This window comes from Streptomyces sp. CA-278952 (assembly GCF_028747205.1).
Classification (GTDB): domain Bacteria; phylum Actinomycetota; class Actinomycetes; order Streptomycetales; family Streptomycetaceae; genus Streptomyces.
In genome coordinates, this window is the sequence record NZ_CP112880.1 from 8,066,390 (window position 1) to 8,088,112 (window position 21,723).

General features: G+C 71.3%; 16 protein-coding genes and 3 pseudogenes. 6 read left to right on the forward strand and 13 right to left on the reverse strand.

What is annotated here, in order from left to right; genetic code table 11:
• Positions 1-35 precede the first annotated feature (35 nt).
• On the forward strand, positions 36-2,156 hold the full coding sequence (locus N7925_RS35385; RefSeq protein WP_274346312.1) for a glycoside hydrolase family 6 protein: 2,121 nt from the start codon (positions 36-38) through the stop codon (positions 2,154-2,156).
• 102 nt (positions 2,157-2,258) lie between these two features.
• On the opposite strand, the gene N7925_RS36305 is transcribed toward N7925_RS35385, so the two are convergent.
• The 8 genes and pseudogenes from N7925_RS36305 to N7925_RS35420 form a co-directional block, all read right to left on the reverse strand.
• Positions 2,259-2,447, reverse strand: a complete 189-nt coding sequence (locus N7925_RS36305) for a hypothetical protein (RefSeq protein ID WP_416222968.1) — start codon at positions 2,445-2,447, stop codon at positions 2,259-2,261.
• 119 nt (positions 2,448-2,566) lie between these two features.
• Positions 2,567-2,974: pseudogene (locus tag N7925_RS36310) on the reverse strand (HtaA domain-containing protein); the annotation flags it as partial.
• A gap of 147 nt (positions 2,975-3,121) precedes the next feature.
• Positions 3,122-4,300: an oxygenase MpaB family protein gene (locus N7925_RS35395; protein WP_274346313.1), complete on the reverse strand. Its 1,179-nt coding sequence runs from the start codon at positions 4,298-4,300 to the stop codon at positions 3,122-3,124.
• A 63-nt stretch (positions 4,301-4,363) separates the two neighbouring features.
• A complete protein-coding gene (locus tag N7925_RS35400; protein WP_274346314.1) occupies positions 4,364-5,419 on the reverse strand; it encodes a polyprenyl synthetase family protein in 1,056 nt (351 codons plus the stop codon).
• Positions 5,409-5,687, reverse strand: a complete 279-nt coding sequence (locus N7925_RS35405) for a polyprenyl synthetase (RefSeq protein WP_265603604.1) — start codon at positions 5,685-5,687, stop codon at positions 5,409-5,411. The genes N7925_RS35400 and N7925_RS35405 overlap by 11 nt, the downstream gene beginning before the upstream one ends.
• Before the next feature lie 285 nt (positions 5,688-5,972).
• Positions 5,973-7,118, reverse strand: a complete 1,146-nt coding sequence (locus N7925_RS35410) for an RNA polymerase sigma factor (RefSeq protein WP_274346315.1) — start codon at positions 7,116-7,118, stop codon at positions 5,973-5,975.
• Between the two features lie 7 nt (positions 7,119-7,125).
• Entirely contained in the window at positions 7,126-7,533 is a 408-nt protein-coding gene (locus tag N7925_RS35415) for a YciI family protein (RefSeq protein WP_274346316.1), read from the reverse strand.
• 323 nt (positions 7,534-7,856) lie between these two features.
• Positions 7,857-8,348, reverse strand: a complete 492-nt coding sequence (locus N7925_RS35420) for a MarR family winged helix-turn-helix transcriptional regulator (RefSeq protein ID WP_274346317.1) — start codon at positions 8,346-8,348, stop codon at positions 7,857-7,859.
• A gap of 26 nt (positions 8,349-8,374) precedes the next feature.
• Between N7925_RS35420 and N7925_RS35425 the strand changes: the two genes are divergently transcribed.
• Both N7925_RS35425 and N7925_RS36315 read left to right on the forward strand, forming a co-directional pair.
• Positions 8,375-8,794 carry a DoxX family protein gene (locus N7925_RS35425; protein ID WP_265603608.1) on the forward strand — a complete coding sequence of 140 codons (420 nt, stop codon included), beginning with the start codon at positions 8,375-8,377 and terminating at the stop codon, positions 8,792-8,794.
• A gap of 40 nt (positions 8,795-8,834) precedes the next feature.
• A pseudogene (locus N7925_RS36315) lies at positions 8,835-9,155 on the forward strand (DUF998 domain-containing protein); the annotation flags it as partial.
• Positions 9,156-9,194: 39 nt separating this feature from the next.
• Here the strand turns inward: N7925_RS36315 and N7925_RS35435 are convergent.
• The 4 genes and pseudogenes from N7925_RS35435 to N7925_RS35450 form a co-directional block, all read right to left on the reverse strand.
• Positions 9,195-9,744 (reverse strand): annotated as a pseudogene (locus N7925_RS35435) (HAD domain-containing protein).
• A 171-nt stretch (positions 9,745-9,915) separates the two neighbouring features.
• Positions 9,916-12,912 (reverse strand): family 16 glycoside hydrolase, encoded by a 2,997-nt coding sequence (locus N7925_RS35440; RefSeq protein WP_274346318.1) that lies wholly within the window; start codon positions 12,910-12,912, stop codon positions 9,916-9,918.
• A gap of 395 nt (positions 12,913-13,307) precedes the next feature.
• Positions 13,308-13,964, reverse strand: a complete 657-nt coding sequence (locus tag N7925_RS35445) for a DUF5701 family protein (RefSeq protein WP_265603611.1) — start codon at positions 13,962-13,964, stop codon at positions 13,308-13,310.
• Positions 13,965-14,187: 223 nt separating this feature from the next.
• Positions 14,188-15,690 (reverse strand): alpha/beta hydrolase, encoded by a 1,503-nt coding sequence (locus tag N7925_RS35450; protein ID WP_274346319.1) that lies wholly within the window; start codon positions 15,688-15,690, stop codon positions 14,188-14,190.
• A gap of 267 nt (positions 15,691-15,957) precedes the next feature.
• Between N7925_RS35450 and N7925_RS35455 the strand changes: the two genes are divergently transcribed.
• The 3 genes from N7925_RS35455 (at position 15,958) to rph (ending at position 20,831) form a co-directional block, all read left to right on the forward strand.
• Positions 15,958-17,142 carry a sensor histidine kinase gene (locus N7925_RS35455; protein ID WP_274346320.1) on the forward strand — a complete coding sequence of 395 codons (1,185 nt, stop codon included), beginning with the start codon at positions 15,958-15,960 and terminating at the stop codon, positions 17,140-17,142.
• A complete protein-coding gene (locus N7925_RS35460; RefSeq protein ID WP_265603614.1) occupies positions 17,143-17,835 on the forward strand; it encodes a response regulator transcription factor in 693 nt (230 codons plus the stop codon).
• Positions 17,836-18,179: 344 nt separating this feature from the next.
• The gene (gene rph / locus N7925_RS35465) at positions 18,180-20,831 is read left to right on the forward strand and encodes a rifamycin-inactivating phosphotransferase (protein ID WP_265603615.1); all 2,652 of its coding nucleotides are present in this window, start codon (positions 18,180-18,182) and stop codon (positions 20,829-20,831) included.
• A 73-nt stretch (positions 20,832-20,904) separates the two neighbouring features.
• On the opposite strand, the gene N7925_RS35470 is transcribed toward rph, so the two are convergent.
• On the reverse strand, positions 20,905-21,693 hold the full coding sequence (locus N7925_RS35470; RefSeq protein WP_265603616.1) for an SDR family NAD(P)-dependent oxidoreductase: 789 nt from the start codon (positions 21,691-21,693) through the stop codon (positions 20,905-20,907).
• Positions 21,694-21,723 lie beyond the last annotated feature (30 nt).

Below are 21,723 nucleotides of genomic sequence, written 5' to 3' on the forward strand. Positions count from 1 at the left end.
CCCCGACGGACGTACGAGAGGAGCACGGAGCCGCAATGAGAAGCAGAGGCACCACCCCGCACGCACTCCGCAGAAGAGCGGCCGCCGCACTGTCCGCACTGGTCATGGGCGCCGCACTCGCGGTGGCCGTACCCGGGCAGGCGTCGGCCGCCGACCGCGTCGACAACCCCTACGCGGGCGCCACCGCGTACGTGAACCCCGACTGGTCCGCCAAGGCCGCGGCCGAGCCCGGCGGGGACGTCATCGCGGACGAGCCGTCCTTCGTCTGGATGGATCGCATCGCCGCGATCGGCGGCACACCCGGCGCGCGAGGCCTGCGCGCGCACCTCGACACGGCCGTGAGCCAGGGAGCCGACCTCTTCCAGGTCGTCATCTACAACCTGCCCGGCCGGGACTGCGCGGCCCTCGCCTCAAACGGTGAACTCGGCCCCACCGAGCTGGACCGCTACAAGGACGACTACATCGACCCCATCGCCGGCATCCTCGGTGACCCCGCCTACGCGAGCCTGCGCATCGTCACGCTCATCGAACCGGACTCGCTGCCCAACCTCGTCACCAACGCCGGAGGGACCGCCGGCTCCACCCCCGAGTGCGCCACGATGAAGGCCAACGGCAACTACGAGAAGGGCATCGGATACGCCCTGCACACCCTGGGCGCGCTGCCCAACGTCTACAACTACGTCGACGCCGCCCACCACGGCTGGCTCGGCTGGGACTCCAACTTCGTTCCCGCGGCACAGCAGTTCAAGAAGGCCGCGACGATGGAGGGCGCCTCCGTCTCCGACGTGCACGGCTTCATCGTGAACACGGCCAACTACTCGGCGCTCCAGGAGCCGCACTTCGCGGTGACCGACTCCGTGAACGGGACCACGGTGCGCCAGTCGCGCTGGGTGGACTGGAACTACTACGTGGACGAGCTCTCGTTCGCGAAGGCCCTGCGCACGGAGCTGGTCCGTCAGGGCTTCGCCTCCGACATCGGCATGCTCATCGACACCGCCCGCAACGGCTGGGGCGGCTCCTCCCGGCCCGCCGGACCCGGACCGCTGACCAGCGCCGACGCCTATGTCGACGGTGGCCGGACCGACCGCCGCATCCACGCGGGCAACTGGTGCAACCAGAGCGGCGCGGGCATCGGCGAGCGTCCCACGACCGCCCCCGAGCCGGGGATCGACGCCTACGTCTGGGCCAAGCCCCCGGGCGAGTCCGACGGCAGCAGCGAGCCCAGGGACAACGACGAGGGCAAGGGCTTCGACCGGATGTGCGACCCGACGTACACCGGCAACGGCCGCAACGGCTTCAACCTCACGGGCGCGCTGCCCGACTCCCCGGTGGCCGGGCACTGGTTCTCCGGACAGTTCCAGGAACTGCTCCGCAACGCCAACCCGCCGCTGGGCGGCGGCAGCGGAGGAGAGGACGACACACAGGCGCCGAGCGTGCCCACGAACCTGCGGGTGACGGCCAAGTCCAGCAGCAGTGTCACCCTCGCCTGGGCGGCGTCCACGGACGACACGGGCGTCACGGGGTACGACGTCCTCCGCGACGGCACCCGGGTGGGGACGACGGCCACGACGACGTACACGGACACCGGCTTGAGCGCCTCGACCGCCTACAGCTACTCGGTCAGGGCCAAGGACGCCGCAGGCAACCTCTCGGCCGGGGCCCCCGCGGCACAGGTCACCACCGAGGCGGGCGGCGGCACCGGAACGGGCGCGCTCAAAGCCGAATACCGCAACACCGACGGCTCTCCGACCGACAACCAGATCCGGATGTCCCTGCGCCTGGTCAACACCGGTTCGGCCGCGATCGACCTGTCCACGGTCACGGCCCGCTACTGGTTCACCTCCGACGGCGGCGCGAGCACCTTCGCCACCGCCTGCGACTACGCGGTGCTGGGCTGCGGCAGCGTGACGCACGGCGTCCGACCGGTGAGCTCACCGGCCACCGGCGCCGGCCACTACCTGGAGGTCGGCTTCGGCGCCGGCAGCCTCGCGGCGGGCGCCACGACCGGGGAGATCCAACTGCGGATCAACAAGAGCGACTGGTCGGCGTTCCAGGAGAGCGACGACTACAGCCGCTCCACCAACACCGCCTTCGCCGACGCCCCGAGGGTCGGCGTCTTCACCGGCTCCACCCTCGCCTGGGGCACCGCCCCCTGACCTGCTCCACCACCCGCAAGGATCCCGGCACAGCCGCTGCCCCTCTCCCCGGACGACGGGAGAGGGGCAGCGGCGCGGAGACCGGGACGGACAGGACCCGGGTCAACGCACGTCGACCCGGTCGCCGGCGCCGGTCGTGCCCAGACGGGCCGACGTGGCCTTGAACTGCGCCTTCCAGGTGCCGTCCTTCTTGGCGGTGAACCCCTTCGAGAACACACCCTTGCCGTTGGTGCGTACGGTCGCCGACTTGCTCCACTTGCTGGAGCCGTCGGCCTTGAACAGGATGATCACCCACTGGCCGGAAGTGTTCTTCCAGGTGCCGTCCAGGCTGCGCAGGGTGCCCTTGACGGTGATGGTGCGCCCCTTGCGGACCGGCTCGGGGGAGGCGTTGAAGCCGGAGACGGCGGTCCGACACGAGGGTTGGCGAGTGTGATGGCGGCTATCCCGTGACTCGGGACCGCGTAGGTGACCGAGCCGCCGAAGCGCACATCGGCGGAGCGCTCGGCAGGGTTCACCGAGCCGTGCTTGACGGGGTAGCCGACCCGTCCGGTCGCATCCGAGGTCGCGCCGCCGGCGACGTTCACCGAGCCGCCCGAGCCGGTGACGTAGCGGACCCAGGTGTCCTTGAAGCCCCAGGAGGACCGGCCGGACACCAGGATCGGGGAGGCCGCGGACGTGGTACCTCCGGCCTCGGCCCGCTCGGCTGCGTGGATGCCCGGGGTGGCGGCGGAGGCGGGGACGGCGAGGACGCCGGCGCCCACGGATACGACGGTCAGGGCGGCAAGAGCGGCCAGGCGGCCGCGGCGGGGCATGGACATGCGCTGCGTGTCTCCTTCGGGGGAGGGGCGCGGCGCACGTCTGGACGGATCCGTTCCCGGGAGGCGAACGAAAGAAGGGGGGATACCGGCTTCTCGGCGTGTGGGGACCCGAAGACGACACACCGCATAGTAGGTGGGCTTGCCTAATTATCGCGATGGGGTGTGGCTGGGGACGGTGACGGCGGGCGGGCTCCATCGGCGGGCGCGGGACGACCCGGGGGAGACGCCGTACTCCTCCTTGAGCTGTTCGGGGATGGCGTAGTGCATCACGCGTCCACGGGTGAGGGAGGACAGTTCGAGGACGGTGGTGAGGTGACCGATCCGGTCCAGGGCCCAGGCGCCGAGGGGGGACCGGTCCTCGACGGTCTCCAGGACGCCGAGGAGGTGGGGTACGGCCTTGACGACGGTGTCCCACGAAGTGCGGGGCACCTGGAGCCAGTCGGCGCAGGTGCCGCCGACCAGATGCCGGATGAGCGCGGAGACGATCGGGTCGAAGAGGGTTCCGGGCACGACCTCCTCGTAGAGGTCGATGAGCTGCCGGGTCAGCAGGGCGCCCTCCTCGGAGGGCCCCATGTGCCGGACCATGTAGAGATCGAGGAACCGGCGCGCCTCGTCCAGGGACCGGGGGACGGCCTCCTGGCTGACGCCCAGCATCGCGCCGACCACACGCCAGGCGTAGTAGTAGGCCGCCGCGCCCTCTTCCGACATGTGGATGCCGAGGCGGTGCAGGCTGTCGAGCACGAGCAGCGAGAAGAACATCTGCCCGCCGATCATGTCCTCCTGGCAGATCGGCGTCCCGAGCGCGTCGGTGTCCCACCGCTCCTCGCGCAGGAGGTGATGGCGGATCGACGCGTGCAGAAGGCGGACCTTCTGGGCGGCGGGGAGGAAGCGGCCCCCGGCCTCGAAGGCGTCGGGCCGCATCAGATAGACGGTGAACTGGCCGGTCTCCGCCATCCGTTTGGAGGGGTACTTCAGTCCGTGCGTGGCGGAGAGGAGCTTCGCCACATGCGGGACCACGTAGCAGGCAGGCATGGAGGCGAACGACAGCGCGGTGGAAATATGCACGTTGTTGTCGATGAAGAACAGCCGGGCCCTCTCCATCTCCTCCCAGTCGACCCAGGACGGCGGGGCGCTCGTGGCCTGAAGGTAGTCCCGGGCGACATCGGGCAACCCCTCCGGCAGGGGAGCGCCGGCGGTGGAGACGTAGCGCATCAGTGTGTTGAACTTGCCCACCTCCCCGCGTTCGAAGAGCGCGGCGACGGTGGCGTCGGCCAGTTCGTCACCGCCCTGCCGCAGGGCGTTCATCGAAGCCTCGGAATAGGTCAAGACGGACTTCCTCCTTCTCGGTGCGATGCGGTGAAGTGCGATGTGCGGCTGGCGGGCCAGGGGTCACGACAGCCGGACGGTCGCCGACTTCGCCAGCGCGGTCAGGGCGTCGGACGCGCGCGGTGGCACGTCCAGCTCATGGAGGGCGTCGAGGGCTTCCTCGACGCGCGCCGTGATCATGCCTTCGACGAGGCCGGGGGTCTTCAGCCTGCGCATGACCGCGCGCACCGCGTCCAGCCCGTCCTCGTCCAGGTCGCGCCGGCCCAGAAGGGCCCTCAGCCGGTCACGGTCGTCATCACCGGCGACCCTCCAGGTCTCCGCCAGGAGGGTCGTGGGCCGGTGACCGCACACGTCGTCGGCGTTGGCCTTGCCGGTGCGTCCCGGATCTCCGAACAGCCCGAGCAGATCGTCCCTCAGCTGGAAGGCCTCGCCGAGCGGCAGCCCGTACGCGGAGTAGCCCTCGCACAGCCGACCGCCCGCCCCGGCCAGCGCGCCACCGATCAACAGGGGCTGCTCAACGGTGTACTTGGCGGTCTTGTACCGGATCACCTTCAGCGAGGCCGCGGTGTCCGGCTCCGCTCCGGTGCGCAGGATCTCCAGACACTCGCCCGCGATCAGCTCCCGGCCCAGAACCGTCCACAACGGGCGGGCCCGGCCCAGATAGGCGACGGGCAGACCGCTGGTGGTGAACAGTTGCCCGGCCATTCCCATCAGCAGATCGCCCACCAGCATCGCCAGCGACCTGGCGGCGGCGACGGAACGCGGGCGGCGGCGCACGGCACCGCGCAGAGCGATGTGCGCGGTGGGGCGGCCGTGCCGCAGAGCGCTGTCGTCGATGAGATCGTCGTGTACGACAGCGGCGGCGTGGATCAGCTCCAGCGAAGCCGCCGCCCGCACCAGCGCGTCGCTGTCCGGCTGCCCCGCCGCCCGCCAGCCCCAGTAACAGAACGCCGCCCGCAGCCGTTTGCCGTCCGCGACGACCGCCTCCACCTGCGCGGCCACCGGGGCCAGGGCCGGGTCGATCGCCGCGAACAGATCGGCCTCCCGGGCGACGAACGGGTGCAGCATCTCGTCGATCCGGACCTTGAACGCGGCCGCGTCCCAGCGGTCAGGCGTCATCGGCGGCCCGCCGGGCGACGGCATGCCGGGCCAGCAGCTCCAGATGGGCCGGCGGCGGGGCGGCGTACCGGCCGAGCACCAGGCGCCCGCGCGCGATCAGTTCGTGCTCGGCGTCCGCAGCCAGTTCAGCGGCGTCCGAGCGGTGCAGCAGCCCGCGCACCGCTCCCAGGGCCGAACCCACCGTGCTCACCGCCAGATCGGCCGCCCCTGCCACGAGCAGGACCACCCGCTCGTCCAGGCGCCCGTCACGTCCCGTTTCTCGCGTCATGCCACTCCCCACCCCACAACTGCCGATGGCGCGGGTCGCGCGCCCGTCCCACAGCATGGCGACGCACCGGGCGCCGAAGGGGCGAAAGACACGATCGAGTGATCAACTCGCTCGACTGTACGGTTCGCTGCCGCGATCGCTCTCGTCACCGACTGCCCGCGCTGCGAGGTCTACGGGACGAGCCTGCGCGCCGCCGGCCCGCCGCTGGAGATGCCGCGTTGCCGCGCCCGAGACGTACGACGGACCGGCCGCGGACCTCCGGACGTGGTGGGCGCGGTCGATCCGTCAGCGCCGAAGACCGGCGTTCAGCCGGGCGGCCTGGCGCGTGAGATGGTCGCGCTCGGCGAGCGTGGGGGCGCTGTGGGCGGCCTCCGTGTAGAGCCGGGCCGCCTTCGGCAGGTCGCCGTCGCGCTCGTGGAGATACGCCGCCACCGCCGTGTGGCGGGGCAACGTGTCGCTCAGCGCCGCGAGTTCGGCCAGCCCGGCGCGCGGTCCGTCGGCCTCGCCGACGGCCACCGCCCGGTTGAGCCGGACGACCGGGCTGTCCGTCAGGGCCGCCAGTTCGTCGTACCACTCGACGATCTGCACCCAGTCGGTCTCCCCGGCGGTCGGCGCGTCGGCGTGGAGCGCCGCGATGGCGGCCTGGGCCTGGAACTCGCCCAGCCGGTCGCGGGCGAGGGCCCCTTGCAGGATCCCGACGCCCTCGGCGATCGCCCCGGTGTCCCAGCGGCCCCGGTCCTGCTCGGCGAGTGGCACCAGGCTCCCGTCGGGCGCGGTCCGGCTGGCGCGGCGGGCATGGTGGAGCAGCATGAGGGCGAGCAGCCCCGCCACCTCCGGGTGGTCGATCGCTGCTGCGAGTTGCCGGGTGAGCCGGATCGCCTCGGCGGCGAGGTCGACGTCGCCGGAATAGCCCTCGTTGAAGACCAGATAGAGGACGCGCAGCACGGTGGCGACATCGCCGGGCTGATCGAACGGCACGCCGGAGACGGTGCGCTTCGCCCGGCTGATGCGCTGTGCCATCGTCGCCTCGGGCACCAGATAGGCCCGGGCGATCTGGCGGGTCGTGAGCCCGCCGACGGCGCGCAGGGTGAGCGCGACGGCGGACGACGGCGTCAGCGACGGGTGGGCGCACAGGAAATAGAGCTGGAGCGTGTCGTCCACTGCCGGCACGGGGCCGGGCGCGGGCTCCTCGTCGACGAGGTCCTCCCGCCGCCGCCGGGCGGCCTCCGCCCGGGTCGCGTCGAGGAACCGCCGCCAGGCCACGGTGACCAGCCAGCCCTTCGGGTCCCGCGGTCGCTCGTCCGGCCATACGCGGACCGCCTCGACCAGGGCGTCCTGCACGGCGTCCTCGGCCGCCGCGAAGTCTGCTCCGCGGCGGACGAGGATTCCGAGGACGCTCGGTGTGAGGCTCCGCAGGAGGGCCTCGTTCATCGTGGGGTCACTCCGTGACGGTGGGCGGCGCGGACAGGAACGGGCGGACCTCCAGCCACTCGTGGATGGGCTTCCCGCCCGCTCCCGGAGCGGCCGACAGCTCCCCGGCCAGTTCGACGGCGCGGTCGTAGCCGTCGACGTCGATGATCATCCAGCCGGCGATGAGGTCCTTGGTCTCGGCGAACGGTCCGTCGGTGACCGGCGGGCGGCCCTCGCCGTCGTACCGGACCCACGCGCCCTCGGGGGCGAGCGCCGAGCCGTCGACGAACTCCCCCGTCTTCTCCAGCCGGTCCGCGAAGTCCTGCATGTACTGCATGTGCGCCGAGATCTCCTCGGGCGTCCACTGGTCCATCGGTACGTCGTTGACCGAGGCCGGGGCTCCACGGTAGTGCTTGAGCAGAAGGTACTTGGCCATGGTGCTACTCCTCGGTGCTGTGCGGCCCATTGTGGCCGCTTTCACTCCAGGGACGGAGCCGGATACGGGTTCTCGACATCGTCGCCCGGAAACCTCTCGAAATCTCTTCGGCGGGCCGGGTACGAGCCCGCGATCCCTGCTCGCGCGGGCCCCACGGACGTAACCGCACGGGCTCCGCTCGACGGCCCTCGGGACCGCCACGCGGACTGGACGGACCTCGCCGCGTTCACCTGCCGGAACGGCGCTGACGCCGTTGGCACACGACCCGGGGCGGCTCCGGAGGGCCCCGCGGTCCGAGCCGACGGCGTCGAGGACCGCGGGGCTCATTCCTCCGTGCAGCTGAAGTTCTGCGGGGAGGTCCGCAGCTTGCCCAGCAGTCGGCGCAGCGTGGCCCGGTCGCGCTCGGACAGGTCCGCGAAGAGTTCGTCCTCCACGGTGTTGAGTGCCGTGTCCGAGGTCCGGAGCTGCGAGGCGCCCCGTGGAGTGATCTCGACGATGTGGCGGCGCCGGTCGGCGGTGTCGCGACGACGGCGTACGAGATCGTCGCCCTCGAGATCGTTGAGGAGGGCCACGAGGACGCTGGGGTCGACGTCGAGCCTCTCGACGAGCGCCTTCTGTGTGACCGGCCCGTCGGCGAGCTGCAGGAGCGTCATCATGTGCCGCGGGGTGAGCCCGGTGGCCGCGAGCGCCTTGTGGATGAGGGTCTGCGTCGCGTTGCCGTGGTAGGCGAGCAGGAATTCGAGGCGGTAGCCCGGATCACCGGGAGACGTCGAAGGCCCCGCCGATGGATGGGCGGCCCTGTCCTGAGCTGGCATTCCACCACGGTATCAGGGTCCATATTGTGGAGCATCTGAAATCGTTTATAGTCATCAACGATCGAACCATTCGCATCATTGATGATCCCGAGGTGGCCATGTTCATCGCCTACGCCGTGGTCGGCGTCCTTCTCGCCTTCGCGCTCGGCGCCTCCGCCGTGCTGACGTTCACGCGCAATGAGGCCATCACGGCCTCGATGGGCAAGGTGGGCGTCCCCGGCACCTGGTTCCCCTGGCTGGCCTCGCTCAAGGCGGCCGGCGCCCTCGGCCTCCTGATCGGCCTCGGCGTGCCACTGATCGGATCCGCCGCGGCCGTCGGCGTCGTCCTCTACTTCATCGGGGCCGTCGTTACCCACCTGCGCGTCAAGGACTACGAGATCGCGCCGCCCGTGGTGCTCGCCCTGCTGGCCGCCGCCGCACTGGTCCTGCGCGTGCTGTCGGCCTGAGCGCCACGACCGCTGCCGGGTGGCCCCCGCGTGGCCGGTCGGACTGTGCGCCCTGGCCCTGGCGCTGGTGCCCGTCCCGAACAGCGGCGGGGCGCTGGAGCACGGGGCCGTGTCCACCGTGGGCCTCGTGCCGTCGGCGGTGTGGCCTCGTCTGGCCGCCGTGCGGACCAGGAGGACGGTGCCGTGGGGGCTGAGGCTCGATGGGTCGCTCGCCGCGAGCGCGTCGACGGGCGCGAGCGCCCTGTGGTTCCTGGCCGAGCTGCAGAGCGCGGGGGCGCCCGGCGTCGCCGAGCGTGTCATGACGTTCGTCCAGGCGCTGTGGCCGTTCCTGGTGGTCGTCTCATGCCGCCGGAGCGCGGCCTGCCGGAGCCGAGGCCCCGACGACGCGGAGGAAACGCGCCTACGCGCCGTCCGTCATACGCCGCAGCCAGACGTCGAGAGCCGTGTAGTCGCTGTCTGCCAGGCCTCGCCGGGGGATCCACCCGGTGGAGCAGGGCCGGGCCCAGGCGGTGCGCGGAGACCCAGGCCCGATCGGTGTCCGTGATCTCGTCGTCGACCCAGACGAAAGGACGCCCGGCGGCGCGTGCGACGAGAGCACGGGTCTTCCAGTGCAGCCCGTCCCGCTCGTCCCGGTCCTCCTGTCCAGCCGCCCCGACGACCTCGGAGGGTTCCGGCCAGTGGACCACGGGCAGCGGCGGCAGGCCGATGCGGGGGGCGATCCAGGCGTTCGCGTCCTCCATCCACGTGGTCGCCCACACGAGCTCGCACGGCAGCGCCGCGAGCCGGGGCCCGTGCCGGGGATCGATCCTGGTCAGAAGCGGATTCGCGCCGGCACCCGGCGTCCCGGCGGCCGTCCCGTAGGTCGGGTGGGGGCGGGGCGTCGCACCGAAGGGGATGAGGGGACCGTCGACGTCGAGGAACAGCAGCGGACGCTGCGCGGTGCGAGTCACGGGAGCACGATAGCGGTGGCCCCACCGGGCACGGACACGGACCCGGTGTCGGGGCCACGACCGGTGCGTCGCGCGGTGGGAGCGCCGGAGCGGACGGCTCCGGGGTGACAGCCGGCCGCTGCCACCCCGGAACCGGTACGTCGAGCCCGGCAACATCCCGAACGGGAGGCCCTAGGTGAGCGGCTCGACCCACACGTCGCGGTAGCGGATCTTGCTCCCGTGGTCCTGGAGCTTGATCGCCCCGGCCGTCGGACCCTCGGCGGCTCCGCCGCCCGTCGGGCCGTCGACGGCCACGTCGTCGTGGACGGTGATGCCGTTCCACACGACGGTGACCCGGGCGTCCTCCGTCTTCGCGCCCGAGGCGTCGAAGCGGGCGGCGCGGAAGGTGATGTCGTACGACTGCCAGGTCTCCGGGGCCGTGGCCGCGTTCACGTCCGGAGCCCTCTTGGTGTAGATCGCCCCGGCCTCGTTGTCGGCGAGCGTGGTGTCACCGTACGAGTCGAGAATCTGCACCTCGTAGCGCTCCTGCAGATACACGCCGCTGTTGGCGCGGTCCTGGCCGGTCACGTCCGGGGGAAGGTTCGGCAGCCGGAACTCGACATGCGCACGGAAGTCCTGGAAGCCCTGCTTGGTGCGCAGGTCCCCGCCGGCGACCTCCATCTCCCCACCGCTCACCGGCCATTCGGGTGCCCGCCCGTCCGGATGCTGCCAGGCCCCCTGGTCCGTGCCGTCGAAGAGCTGGACGCGGGCGCCCTTCCGATGGACGGAGATCATGTCCAGGTTCACATGGCCGGTGTCACCGCTGTCGTAGGAGTAGGTGATCCTGTTGCGGCCCTTGCGCAGCTTCAGCTGTTCGGTCGCCGTCGACCAGGTCTTCCAGTCGGTGGTGGAGAACAGCTCGATCTGCCGGACCTTCGCGCCGTTGACGTGGACGCTCACCGTCTTGGTGCCCGGAGCCGGGTTCGGCCCGTTGGAGTAGCGCAGGCCCACGTCGTGCTTGCCCGCCTTCCCGGTCTCCACGTCGAAGGTGACCGCCGCGCCCTCCTCGCCGAAGTTGTCGACGAAGCCGCCGCCCGAGTAGCCCGCGTGCTCGGTGTCGAAGCCCGCGCCGCCGCTGAGGGCGGCCTCCTCCGCCTCGTACCGGGTGGCCGGGGGCTGGTCGCCCGGCAGGGAGTTGAGGGTGTACCAGGCCTCCGTGCTCCACAGCTCCGTGCCGTCGGCGGAGCTGAAGGGGCGCGGCGAGCGGACGTGGACCACCCGGTTCGCCTTGAGCCCCGGAATGGTCAGCGTGACCTTCTTGCGGTCCTCGGAAAGGGTGGCCGCACCGACGTCCAGGGACTCCTCGTCGATCTTGGGGCCGCCGTAGGCGGGGGTCGGGGCGTACGCCCACTGCTCGACCCGGTAGCTCTCGGCGAGCTTCGCGGCTGTCTCCTCGGAGAGCGGCTCGGTGTACTCCAGCTCGAAGCCGCCCGGCTTCGCGCGCATCGCCAGGATGTCGAAGGCCTTGTCACCGCTGGGGGAGAGCTTCTGGAGCCCGTAGGTCAGCTTGCCCTCCTGGCCCCAGTTGCCGCCCGCGCCGAGGCCGCCGGCGTAGATCGCACCGTCCGGACCCATGCTGATCCGGTTGACCCCCGCCTCCAGTCCCTGGGTGAAGCGGAAGACCGCTCCCTGATACTCGCCGTCGACCTTCTCCAGATAGGCGCGCTGGATGCCGCCGTACGTGACGTCACCGAACAGCATCTGCCCGGCGAACCGGCCCTCGTCCAACTGGAGAGGTGTGCTGGGGGAGTTGGCTATCTCGTTCTGCGGCAGCCACAGCACCGGCTTGGTCACCGGTTTCGCGTCGAAGGGGCCCGACGGGTTGGTGTAGTGGTTGAAGAAGCGGTCCTGCTTGATGTGGAGCAGCTTCGAGGAGGGCAGCCAGCCGCCCTGGTTGTCGAGGACGAACATGTCGCCCTCCGGGCCCCAGCCGATGCCGTTGGGTGTCCGCAGACCCCCGGCGATGTAGTCGACCTTGCCGGTCTCCTTGTTCACCTTGATCGTCGAACCGCGGTTCGGCGCGGGCTGCGGGTCGGTCGTCGCCCCGCCCAGGTCGATCGCCACGGACAGGTTCAGATAGAAGTAGCCGTCCCGGTAGAGCAGGCCGAAGGCGAACTCATGGAAGTTCCCGCCGTACGGCCAGGTCGCCACCGTCCGGCGCTCATCCATCACGTCGTCGCCGTCGGTGTCGGTCAGCTCGGTGAGTTCGTGCTTCTGGGACACGTACAGCTTGCCGTCGACGGCCTTGACGCCCATCGGCTCCTTGAGCCCCTCGGCCACCTTCTTGGCCGTCACCTCGCCGGGACCGGTGTCGCCCTGGACGTTGTCGAGGAGATGGACCTCGCCGGTCGTATTGTCGGTCCCGCCCCAGGTGGTCACGGCGAGCCGGCCGTCGGGCAGCCAGTCCATCGCGGTGACCTGCGGTTCGAAGCCCGCGGGCCGCAGATCGGTGAGCGCGTAGTCCGGGTGCGTCCCGGTCAGCGGCAGCCCGTCGCCGGGGGAGTCGAGGGCGCCCTCGCACTCCTTGCGGCCCGGCGCCGTCACCCGTACGACGTCGGCGTCGGTGCTCAGCGCGGAGTTCGGCACGACGGTGAAGTCACCCGCGCCGGGCGGCTTCCATTCGAGGGTGACCTGCTGACCCCCGGTCCGGTCGAAGTGATCGATCCTCAGCGCGTGGTGACCTGCCGTCAGCTCGGCCGACCCGTCCTTGGGCTCAGCGCCGTGCAGACCGTCGTGATCGATGACGGTGGAACCGTCGATCCGCAGTCGCGAACCGTCGTCGCTGGTCAGGCGGAAGGCGTACGCACCATCGCCGGGAACGGTGAGGTTGGCTGTGACCTGGGAGACGAAGTGATCGCCGAAGCCGAAATCGTCCGGCGAACTCCAGTCGATGCCCGGCATCAACTTGTCGACGTTCGGGGTCTGTCCGGCTTTGATGTCGCACAGCTCGTCGAGCGGGACCTGCACGTCGAAGACGCGCAGGGTGACGCCCGGCTCCTGCGGCGGGAGTTCGTCCCGCGGTACCGGCGCGGCGGCGGCAGGCCCGGAGGAGAAGGCGCCGACGAGAAACGCGGAGACCAGCAGGCCGGTGAGATGTCTGCGGCAACGGTGGAACGGCCGTGGATGCATTCTTCCTCCTGGCCCCTCGCGGCGAGGGGCACGTCGCGGCGGTGGGTGGGGCCACCCGGCGCCCGGGGGTGAACGTTCGGCTCGTGCGGTGGGACAGCGCTTCGTCCGGACAGGGGCTCCGGTGGCTGCGCCGAGAACAGTAGGAGGCTTCTACTGGCGGCGTCCATACTTCGTCACCACAGTGTTCAAAGTTCGTAGGTGTTGATGCAAAGTCACCAAACCCGCTGCTGTACAGCGCACCTGGTGGTCAGTCAGTAGCTGTCAGGCTCGGGGACGCGTTCTCCGGGGAGGTGTTCTCGCGCACGCCGATGAAGCGGGCCCGCGCGGCCCGCTTCATCGAGGTGGGTCATCGAGGTGGGTCATCGGAGGTGGGGCAACGGCTGGGCGAACGGGCGCTACTGGCCCTCGCGACCCGTGGCGGAGGCGAATCCCAGCCACGTATGGCGGTTGCCCCACCAGCACCAGCCGACCTTGGGGGCGTTGCGCCGCTCCTTGCCGTCCCGCCCGGTGCCGTTGCTGATCCAGAGCGCCGGGGTACGCGCGTCCAGGGCGCCGTTCGCCTTGCGCAGCCGGGACCCGATGGTCATGAAGCAGAGGTTCCGTTCGAGCGCCGCCGGCTGCTGCAGGACCCAGTGGATGCCTTCGGTGAGCACCAAGGGGGTGCGGCCCTCCTCGGTGAGGGCGGGCAAGGCCTCTTCCGGGCTCCAGTTGGCCATGTGGTCGCCGCGGTCGGGCCCGGCGACGAAATAGAGAGGCGCGTCGGGAAGTTCGACCGCCTCGGGGGCGAACCGGTCGACGTCGGGCATGTCGACGACGACGAAGCCGGGCTTGCCGTCGCGCAGGAGCAGTGGCGCAAGGGCGGAGGCTGGGGCGCGGTCCGGATGGACGGCGAGCAGAACGTCACGGCCCCGGCCGGCCGTTTCGGCGAAGGCGCGGATGTCCTCGGCGGGAATCCCCGCGATCTCGTGTACCCCGAGCTCGATCAGGCGCTCCGCCTGGGCGGAGGGCGACGGGAGCGGGGGCACGGCGTCGGCAGTGGAAGTATCGGGCAAGGCAGTCCCTCGAATTCACGGTTCGCGGTAGTGGGCCGGAGGTCGAACGAGGGAGTTCGCCGAAGTGTTCCCGAGTTCCGCCGAAGTGTTCCCGACGCGACCACCTCCCCACCGGCCTCCCCCCACCGGCCTCCCCCCACCGGCGTTCCCCCGGCCCTCCGACGGTTCCGTCCCCACCGCGCCCGCGACCCGACGCCCCCGGCACTGCGCGCCCACTGTTCCGCTACCCCTGCTCGCCCGGTTCCGCCGGGCAGGCCAGGTCCCGCGCCGGGCGCTGCCCGGTGGTGAGGAACGCCGTCACCGCGTCGTTCGCGCACGCATTGCGGCCGAACGGGTAGACACCGTGTCCGCCCTGGTCGGCCGTCACCAGCGTGGCCCGCCCGCCGAACGCCCGCCGCAGCTCCCGGGCGCCGGCCAGCGGCGTCCCCGGGTCGCGCTCGTTCTGCACCATGAGCACGTTCGACGGACCCCGGTCACCGATCCGTACCGGCGGCTCGACCCGCTCCGTCGGCCAGAACGCGCACGGTCCGATCCCCGCCGTGGACGCCCCGATCATCGGATACCTCAGCCGGTCGACGGCGACGTTGCGCTGATACTCCCGAACCGTCCCCGGCCAGCGCGAGTCATTGCAGATCACGTAATGGCGCGCGGCCAAGAGGTTCTCCAGGTTCGCCGGCGGCGGCGGAGACGCCGGCAGCGGCCGGTCCATGTCGACCGCCTGCCAGAACTCCGCCAGGTGGGGCATGAGGACATCGGCGTAGAGACGTTCGAACGTGACCGCGCGGAACGCGGTCCCGTCGATGCCCCGGACCGGCTTCCCGTCCAGCCGCTTCGCGAGATCGAAGAACTTGGCGGTGACCTGCCCGGGCGTGGCCCCCAGACCGTACCGGGGGTGCGCGGCCGCGAACCGGGCGAAGTCCGGGAACCGGTCCTCCAGCCCGCGGCCGAACGACCGCATGGCCGTGACGTCATAGCCGCCGGGGCCCAGATTGCTGTCGAGGACAATCCGGTCGCCGCGCTTCGGGAACATCGTCGCGTACACCGCACCGAGATGGGTGCCGTAGGAGTGACCGAGGTACGAGAGCCTCGGCTCGCCCAGCGCCGCCCGGAGCCGGTCCATGTCGCGCGCGGTGTTCGCGGTGGTGATGTGCGGCAGCACCGACGCCGTGCGCGAGGTGGCGCACTGCTTCGCGACGGTCCGCGCGTACCCCGCCTCCCGTGCGACATCGGCGGCGGTGTGCGCGTACGGCGCGAAGTTGCCGCGGTACTGCTGCTCCTGCGTCAGATCGCAGGTCACCGGTGCGCTCCGGCCGACGCCACGAGGGTCAAAACCGATCACGTCGTAGGAGTCCAGCACCTCCCGGGGCAACCCCGCACCGGCCAGAACCGCCGGATAGTCCAGCCCCGTACCCCCGGGACCGCCCGGATTCGTCACCAGTACACCGCGGCGCTCGGACGGGTTCTCGCTCGCCAGCCGGGAGATCGCGATCTCGATCCGACGGCCGTCCGGATGGCGGTAGTCGAGGGGCACGTCGAGCGTCGAGCACTCGAGTCGGGGGGCGGTGATGTCCTCGGGGCACGGGCCCCACCGCACGGGGCCCGGACTCGCCGCGCCGGCGCCCGGGCCCACCCGCACGGTGTCCGGAGCCGCCGCGGACGCTCCCGGCACGGCGATCGTCATCGCCACCACGCCGACGGCGCAAGCGAGGGACAAGGATGTACGCATCTGACGTCCTCCTGGAGAAGGGGCGCACGAGGCGCCAGGAACACCGGCGCGGAGCGCCTGCCGCCGGCCGTGTGACGTGGTCGTACGGGCCGCCTCCACCCTCGGGCCGCCGTCCGGACGAGTCTGTGCGTGCGGGCCGGGGCGGCACATCGGCCCGTCGGTCCGAAGCCGCGCCGACCACGGGCGAGACGCGGGTACGACTCCGGTCGAGGGCGCCTCCGCCCCGGGGACGACTCGCGGGCGTCACGGCTTGGCGACAATGAACGGGTGAACACGTACGGCGCGCCACGGCTGGGACGGTGGCAGCAGGCCTGGCGGCTGGCGGCGGCCGCCGCGGTGAGCGTGCCGATCTGGCTCTACATCGGGGTGCTGCTCCACGAACAGGGCGCCGGACCGGGCTCCTGGTTCCGCGTCGGCGATCCGCTCGTGGCCCTCGGCTGCCTGACGGCCCTGGTGTGGCGGCGGCGATTCCCTCTCGCCGTCGCCATGACGGTCGCGATCGCCTCGACCGCTTCGACGCTCGCCACCGGCGCCGCCCTCCTGGCGCTGGGCTCGATCTCCACACGCCGACGCCCGGTGGAGATCGGGGCCGTCGCCCTGGCCTATGTGGCCGCGTCACAGTTCGCGGGCGGGGTCTACCCGGTCCAGAACCCGCCCGGCATGCTCTGGCTGCAGCTCGCGCTGCCGGCCCTGACCGCGGGCATCGCGGCGGCCGTGGGTATGGCCATCGGTGCGCGGCGCGTCGAGGTGCGGTCCTTGCGGGACCGCGCGGAGAGCGCGGAACGGGAACAGACGGCACGAGCGACGCAGGCACGGGTCCTGGAGCGCAACCGGATCGCCCGCGAGATGCACGACGTGCTCGCGCACCGGATCTCCCTGGTCGCCATGCAGGCCGGAGTGCTGGACCACCGCGGCGACCTCGGAGCCGAGGAGAGCCGTCTACTGGTCCGCGGCATCGCCGAAGGCTCCCACCAGGCCCTGGAAGAACTGCGCGATGTCCTGGGCGTGCTCCGGGCCGATCCGGGCCACCCGGAACCACCGCAGCCCTCCCTCGACCGCATCCCCGACCTGGTGGCCGACGCCCGCGCGTCGGGACTGGACGTCACCCTGACCACCGAGGTGACGGGAACACCGGCCGACGTCGTGGGACGAACCTGCTACCGGGTCGTCCAGGAAGGGCTGACCAACGCCGCCAAACATGCCCCGGGCGCGCCCGTCCGCATCGCACTCGAGGGCGCGGCGGGCGAGGGGCTCGGCGTCGACGTCCGCAACGCACCGGTCACCACGAGCACCACGCACCGGCCACCCGCATCGGGATTCGGACTGCTCGGCCTCACCGAAAGGGTCGGCCTGGCCGGCGGAACCCTTCACCATCACCCCACGGCCGACCACGGCTACGTCCTCAGCGCGCGGCTACCCTGGCCGAACCCCACCCACGAGAAGAGAGCATGAGTGGACAGCGAGCGGGAACCGGTGCGTGTCGTCATCGTCGACGACGACCAGTTGGTGCGGATGGCTCTGCGGCTCGTCATCGACGGCGAACCGGATCTGACCGTCGTCGGGGAGGCGGCCGACGGGAACGCCGCGATCACCGTGGTGGACGAGCAGCGGCCGGATGTCGTGCTGATGGACGTACGGATGCCCGGCCTCGACGGACTCGGCGCGACCCGGGTGCTCCTGGCCCGGCCGGCGCCGCCCCGGGTGCTCATGCTGACGACCTTCGACTCCGACGACCTGGTGCTCGGCGCCCTGCGGGCCGGAGCTCTCGGGTTCGTCCTCAAGGACACCCCGCCGCCGCGGATCCTCGACGCCGTGCGGGCCGTGGCGGACGGCGCCCCCGCGCTGTCGCCGGCCGCCACGGCACGGGTGATCGCCGCGGCCACCGGCCCGCAGTCCTCCCACGCCCGTGAGTCGACCCGTCGGGCCGCGCGCGAACGGCTGTCGGCACTGACCGAACGGGAACACGAAACCGCTCGGGCCATCGCGGACGGACTGGGAAACCCGGACATCGCCCAGAGGCTGCACATCAGCGTCGCGACGGTCAAGGCGCACACCGGCAGCCTGTTCTCCAAACTGGCGGTCCAGAACCGGGTACAGATCGCGTTGCTGGTCCGCGACGCGGAAGAAATGACCGCGGACGAATGACTGCGGAGGGGTGAACGCGGAGGAATGGCCCGTCGCCCGGGGGAAGCCCAACAACAAAGGCAAGAAGGGAGACCCCTCCTTGCCACTCTCAACTTATAGCTCACCGGGGGGCTTGCGGCAAGACCCCGGTGACAGCGCAGAATCCTCGGGTCGATGCCACCACCGGCGAGAACGGTGGCACGACATGCGCCGACCGGCCGGGAGGATCCGCCGGTCCATTCATCAGAGGGAAGACAGCCAGGAATGAGTACGCGCCCGACAAGAGGTTCGACAGCGGGTGAGGCGCCGGTGATCCGATCGGCCGCCGCAGTGCAACGGATGACGACCGCCCCGGAGGTGTCGCGATGACGTACCCGTACGTGCTGGACCTCAGCGAGGTCGACGAGACGCGTGTCGCGGTCGTCGGTGGGAAGGGGGCACACCTGGGCGGCCTGGCGCGGATCGAAGGCATCCGAGTGCCGGACGGCTTCTGCGTGACGACGGACGCCTTCCGGCGGGCCATGGCGGAGGTCCCGTCGATCGACGGACGGCTCGATGAGCTGTCGCGGCTGAACCCGGAGGACCGGGAGGAGATCCGCACGCTCAGCGCACGGATCCGCCGCAGCATCGAAGAGACCGCCGTGCCGGGCGACATCGCGGCGGCGATCACTGGCTCGACCGTCCGGTTCGGCGAGCAGGCCGCGTACGCCGTCCGGTCCAGCGCGACGGCGGAGGACCTCCCGACGGCCTCCTTCGCCGGCCAGCAGGACACGTATCTGAACGTTCTGGGGACGGCCTCGGTCCTCCAGCACATCAGCCGGTGCTGGGCCTCGATGTTCACCGAGCGGGCGGTCATCTACCGACAGCGGAACGGCATCGACCACCGTACGGTCCACATGGCCGTGGTCGTGCAGCGGATGGTCTTCCCGCACGCGTCCGGCGTCCTGTTCACGGCCGACCCCGTCACCGGCAACCGGAAGGTCGCCACCGTGGACGCCGGCTTCGGCCTCGGCGAGGCCCTGGTCTCCGGCCTGGTGAACCCGGACGTCTTCACCGTCCGGGACGGTGAAGTCACCACCAGGACCATCGCCGCCAAGGAGCGCGCCGTAGAAGCCCTGCCCGCCGGCGGTACGCGGGAAGTGGCGGTCGGCACGCAACAGCGGGACCGGCCGGCGCTGACGGATGAGCAGGCCGTACGTCTCGTGGGGCTCGGCCGCAGGATCGAGGCGCACTTCGGCCGCCCGCAGGACATCGAATGGTGCCTGGTCGACGACGGCTTCCGGATCGTGCAGAGCAGGCCGATCACCACCCTCTTCCCCCTCCCCGTCATCGAGAACGGCGACGAGGGAAATGATGACGGGGAGAACACCGACGGGGGTGACGGGAGAAACCGTGTCTACGTCTCCGTCGGCCACCAGCAGATGATGACCGACCCCATGAAGCCCCTCGGGTACTCCATGTGGCAGCTGACGGCCATGGTGCCCATGCAAGAGGCCGGCGGGCGGCTGTTCGTCGACGTCACCCCGCGCCTGGCGTCGCCCGCGAGCCGCGACAGCCTCCTGGACGCCATGGGGAAGGGCGATCCGCTGGTCAGGGATGCCCTGGAGACCGTCCTCGAACGCGACGGCTTCGTTCCCTCGCTCCCGGACGCGGCTCCCGTCGGTCCGCCGTCCACCGGTGCGCCCGCCCCGATCGAGACCGATCCGGCCGTCGTCACCGCACTGATCGAGCGCAGCCGGACGTCCGTCGCCGCCCTGGAACGGGACATCCGGACGAAGGAGGGTCCGGCGCTGTTCGACTTCCTGCTGGAGGCCTTCGAGGAGCACAAGCGGGTTCTGGCCGACCCGCTGAGCATGCGGGCGCTCATGGCGGGCATGGACGCCACCTGGTGGCTCAACGACAGGCTGCTCGAGTGGCTGGGCGAGAAGAACGTCGCGGACACGCTGACGTTGTCGGCCCCCGACAACATCACATCGGAGATGGGACTGGCGCTGCTCGACGTCGCGGACGTGATCCGCCCGCTGCCGGAGGTGCTGGCCTTCCTGCGCGACACCGAGCACCTGGACGACGCCACCTTCCTGGACGAGCTGGCGAAGACCGGGGGCGGAGGCGAGGCACGGGACGCCATCGAGGCGTACCTCGACCGGTACGGCATGCGCTGCGTCGGCGAGATCGACATCACCAGGCCGCGATGGCGCGAGCGCCCCACCACGCTCGTTCCCGTGATCCTCGACCATGTGCGGAACTTCGGGCCGGGCGCCGCCGAGCGGCGCTTCGAACAGGGCCGGCGGAAGGCCCGCCAGAAGGAACAGGACGTGCTGTCACGGCTGAGGGCCCTGCCGGACGGGGACCGGAAGGCCGACGAGACCCAGCGGATGATCGACCGGGTCAGGACCTTCATCGGATACCGGGAGTACCCGAAGTACGGCATCGTCAGCCGCTACTTCGTCTACAAGCGGGCCCTGCTGGCGGAGGCCGAGCGACTCGTGCGGGACCAGGTGCTCGACCAGAAGGAGGACGCCTTCTACCTGACGTTCCAGGAACTCCACGAGGCCGTACGGTCCAACCGGGCGGACGAGCGGCTCATCCAGCGGCGCAAGGAGGCGTTCCGGTCGTACCACGCGCTCACCCCGCCCCGGGTCCTCACGTCGGACGGTGAGGCCGTCACCGGCGCATACCGGCGCGACGACGTGCCGGCCGGCGCGCTGACCGGCCTGCCGGTGTCCGCCGGGACCGTCGAGGGAAGAGCACGCGTCATCCTCGACATGGCGGAGGCCGACCTCGAAGCGGGCGACATCCTGGTCACGACCTTCACGGACCCCAGTTGGTCGCCGCTGTTCGTCGGGATCGCGGGCCTCGTGACGGAGGTCGGCGGTCTGATGACCCACGGCGCGGTGGTCGCCCGGGAGTACGGCCTGCCGGCCGTCGTGGGCGTCGAGCGGGCCACCCGGCTGATCCGGGACGGGCAGCGGATCCGTGTCCACGGAACCGACGGGTACGTGGAGCTCCTGCCCTGACCGCCCATGCCCAGGACCCTCGCCTCTGACGCGGCCGCCCGTGGCGTACGAGGCGCAACTCGGCCGGGCCGCGTCAGACAGCTGACCAGCCGTCGTCCACGGGCAGGACGGCGCCGTTGACGAAGGAGGCCGCATCGGACGCGAGCCAGACGATGGCGGCGGCCTGCTCGCGCGCCGAGCCGATGCGGCCGATGTTCGCGCCGATGAGGCTCCTGAGGACGGACGGCCCGTGCGCGTCGGGGCGGCTGTCGACACCGATGCCGGTCGCGGTGGGTCCGGGCGCGATCATGTTGGCCCGGATGCCCTGCCCGCGGTACATCACTGCCAGGTTCTTCACCAGCCCGGTGATCCCGTGCTTGGCGGCGGTGTACGCGGCCCCGGCGGCGCCGCCGCGCAGGCCGGCCTCGGAGCCGGTGAAGACCAGGCAGCCGGTGCCGGCGCTCAGCATGTGGGGGAGTACGGCACGGGTGAGGATGAAGGGAGCCGTGAGGTCGACGCGCAACACCCGCTCCCACTCGGCGTCGTCGGTCTCGTGCGCCGCCGACATGCGGTCCATGATTCCCGCGTTGTTTACCAGGACGTCGACCCCGCCGAACTCCGCCACCGTGCGAGCCACCACGGAGTCCACCACCCGTTGCTCGGCCAGGTCCCCGACGGCCGCCAGGGAGATGCCCCCGGCGGCCGTGGCCCTCCGCACGGTCTCCTCGACGCCCTCCGCGTCGAGGTCGGCCGCGAGGACGTGGTCGCCCTGCGCGGCGAAGGCCAGAGCGGCGGCCCGGCCGATGCCGGACGCGGCACCGGTGACGATCACGCTCCGTAGGGTGCGAGAGGCGATGTCCGGCTCGGATACGGGTGCGTTCATGGCTCGGTCCTTCCGGCATGGCGAGGGCTG

Coding starts and splice junctions, on each gene's coding strand:
- N7925_RS35400 (WP_274346314.1), bottom strand. CDS start 5,419: ATGACGCCTGACCGCTGGGACGCGGCCGCGTTCAAGGTCCGGATCGAC.
- N7925_RS35470 (WP_265603616.1), bottom strand. CDS start 21,693: ATGAACGCACCCGTATCCGAGCCGGACATCGCCTCTCGCACCCTACGG.
- N7925_RS35440 (WP_274346318.1), bottom strand. CDS start 12,912: ATGCATCCACGGCCGTTCCACCGTTGCCGCAGACATCTCACCGGCCTG.
- N7925_RS35385 (WP_274346312.1), top strand. CDS start 36: ATGAGAAGCAGAGGCACCACCCCGCACGCACTCCGCAGAAGAGCGGCC.
- N7925_RS35450 (WP_274346319.1), bottom strand. CDS start 15,690: ATGCGTACATCCTTGTCCCTCGCTTGCGCCGTCGGCGTGGTGGCGATG.
- N7925_RS35410 (WP_274346315.1), bottom strand. CDS start 7,118: ATGAACGAGGCCCTCCTGCGGAGCCTCACACCGAGCGTCCTCGGAATC.
- N7925_RS35415 (WP_274346316.1), bottom strand. CDS start 7,533: ATGGCCAAGTACCTTCTGCTCAAGCACTACCGTGGAGCCCCGGCCTCG.
- rph (WP_265603615.1), top strand. CDS start 18,180: ATGACGTACCCGTACGTGCTGGACCTCAGCGAGGTCGACGAGACGCGT.
- N7925_RS35420 (WP_274346317.1), bottom strand. CDS start 8,348: ATGCCAGCTCAGGACAGGGCCGCCCATCCATCGGCGGGGCCTTCGACG.
- N7925_RS35405 (WP_265603604.1), bottom strand. CDS start 5,687: ATGACGCGAGAAACGGGACGTGACGGGCGCCTGGACGAGCGGGTGGTC.